This window comes from Mycolicibacter senuensis, assembly GCF_003284925.1.
Lineage (GTDB): Bacteria > Actinomycetota > Actinomycetes > Mycobacteriales > Mycobacteriaceae > Mycobacterium > Mycobacterium algericum_A.
On sequence record NZ_QMEX01000275.1, the window covers coordinates 1 to 1,949 of the forward strand.

The 1,949-nt window shown below is 69.7% G+C and carries 3 protein-coding genes and 1 pseudogene; 3 read left to right on the forward strand and 1 reads right to left on the reverse strand.

The features are described from left to right. Together DQP56_RS24045 and DQP56_RS24050 are read left to right on the forward strand one after the other, a co-directional pair. Window positions 1-492 (forward strand): annotated as a pseudogene (locus DQP56_RS24045) (thiamine-phosphate kinase); the annotation flags it as partial. A gap of 6 nt (window positions 493-498) precedes the next feature. Continuing rightward, window positions 499-1,179 carry a uracil-DNA glycosylase gene (locus tag DQP56_RS24050; RefSeq protein WP_112689580.1) on the forward strand — a complete coding sequence of 227 codons (681 nt, stop codon included), beginning with the start codon at window positions 499-501 and terminating at the stop codon, window positions 1,177-1,179. A gap of 99 nt (window positions 1,180-1,278) precedes the next feature. Here the strand turns inward: DQP56_RS24050 and rpmB are convergent, their stop codons facing one another. Continuing rightward, window positions 1,279-1,470, reverse strand: coding sequence for a 50S ribosomal protein L28 (gene rpmB, locus DQP56_RS24055; protein WP_083039039.1), 192 nt, complete (start codon window positions 1,468-1,470; stop codon window positions 1,279-1,281). A gap of 173 nt (window positions 1,471-1,643) precedes the next feature. Between rpmB and DQP56_RS24060 the strand changes: the two genes are divergently transcribed. Continuing rightward, on the forward strand, window positions 1,644-1,949 hold a 306-nt coding region (locus DQP56_RS24060; protein WP_114475796.1), incomplete at its 3' end, for a DAK2 domain-containing protein.

The following is a 1,949-nucleotide window of genomic DNA, read 5'->3' on the forward strand; positions in this document are numbered from 1 at the left end:
GCTCTCCGACGAAGCGGTAATCGGCGCAATGGAGCCGGTTATCGGCTCTGGGAGCGCGGTCTGGCCGGCTGGGAGAACTTCGACGAGCTGCGTCGTCGCCACCTCGTCCCGGAGCCGCCCTACGGGCAAGGGGCGGCGGGCGCGGACGCCGGGGCGCAGGCGATGACCGACGTCTCCGACGGCTTGGTCGCCGATCTGGGCCACCTGGCCGCCGCGTCAAAGGTGACGGTCGAGGTGTCCACCGCCGCGTTGGCAGCCGATCACCAGGTGCTGGCTGCGGCCGCCACGGCACTCGGCGCGGACGCCTGGGCATGGGTGTTGGGCGGGGGAGAGGACCATGCGCTGGTCGCCACGTTTCCCGGGGCGGTTCCGGCTGGCTGGCGCGCGATCGGACGGGTCGCCGACGGGCCGGCCCGGGTGCTGGTTGACGGGGCGCCATGGGATGGGGATGCGGGCTGGCAGTCATACGGTTCGCCGGCCCCGTTACGTTGAGACACCATGACCCCGCGCCCGCTTGCTGAACTCGTCGAGACCGGTTGGGCCGCCGCGCTGGCGCCGGTGACCGAGCACGTCGCCGCGATGGGCCAGTTCCTGCGGGAGGAGACGGCAGCCGGACATCACTACCTGCCTGCCGGGCAGAACATCTTGCGGGCGTTCACCTTTCCGTTCGACGCGGTGCGGGTGCTGATCGTCGGGCAGGATCCGTATCCGACTCCCGGTCACGCGGTGGGACTCAGCTTCTCGGTCGCCCCCGATGTGCGGCCGCTGCCGCGCAGCCTGGAGAACATCTTCACCGAATACACCTCCGACCTGGGTTATCCCCGGCCGGCCAACGGTGACCTGTCGGCGTGGGCGCAACGCGGGGTACTGCTGCTCAACAGGGTGCTCACCGTGCGGCCGGGCAATCCCGCGTCGCACCGGGGCAAGGGGTGGGAGGCGGTCACCGAATGCGCGATCCGCGCGTTGGTGGCCCGCAGTCAGCCGATGGTGGCGATCTTGTGGGGCCGCGATGCGGGGACGCTGAAACCGATGCTGGCCGACAACTGTGTCGCGATCGAGTCACCGCACCCGTCGCCGTTGTCGGCGTCGCGGGGGTTCTTCGGATCCCGGCCGTTCAGTCGCGCCAACGAACTGTTGGCACAGCTGGGAGCCGAGCCGATCGACTGGCGGCTGCCCTAGCGCCGATCAGTCGTCAGCGAGGGTGCGCGGAAACGGTGCCGACCACGGCGTGGCGGCCGGGGACGCGCACGCTCGCGCAGGAAGGGGCAGGGAGCGGGCTCAGCCGCGGAGGACCTTGCCGGCTTTGATGCAGGAGGTGCAGGCGTTGAGGCGCTGCTTGTTGCCGCCGGGACGGGCAGCGTGGACCACCTGGATGTTCGGGTCCCAGCGACGGCTGGTCCGACGATGCGAGTGGGACACCGACTTGCCGAAGCCCGGTCCCTTTCCGCAGATATCGCACACCGCAGCCATATGTGACACTCCTCAAAACGTCTGCTTGAGGGCCAACAACCTCAGAGCGGGTGGCCCGACAACCTGATCAGGATACCCGCCGGGCCGGGCAACGCCAAAACGCCCCGCCCCGGCTCTCGACGCGGTGTGAGCTGTGGTGTCGCCCGGAATGATTAGGCTTGCAGCCACCGGAGATGGCGGCAGGAAGGTGCGTGCAGGTGGGCAACCCGGATCGTCGGCTGGATGCGGCCACCCTGCGGGACTGGGCGCACACCGCGGTCGGCGATCTGATCACCCACACCGACGAGATCAACCAGCTCAACGTCTTCCCGGTCGCCGATTCCGACACCGGCACCAACATGCTGTTCACCATGCGTTCGGCGTTGGCCGAGGCCAACACCGAGGCAGCGTCCGGCGAGGTGGCCCGGGTCGCCGCCGCGCTGTCATCCGGGGCGCTGCACGGGGCCCGCGGTAACTCCGGGGTGATCCTGTCGCAGATC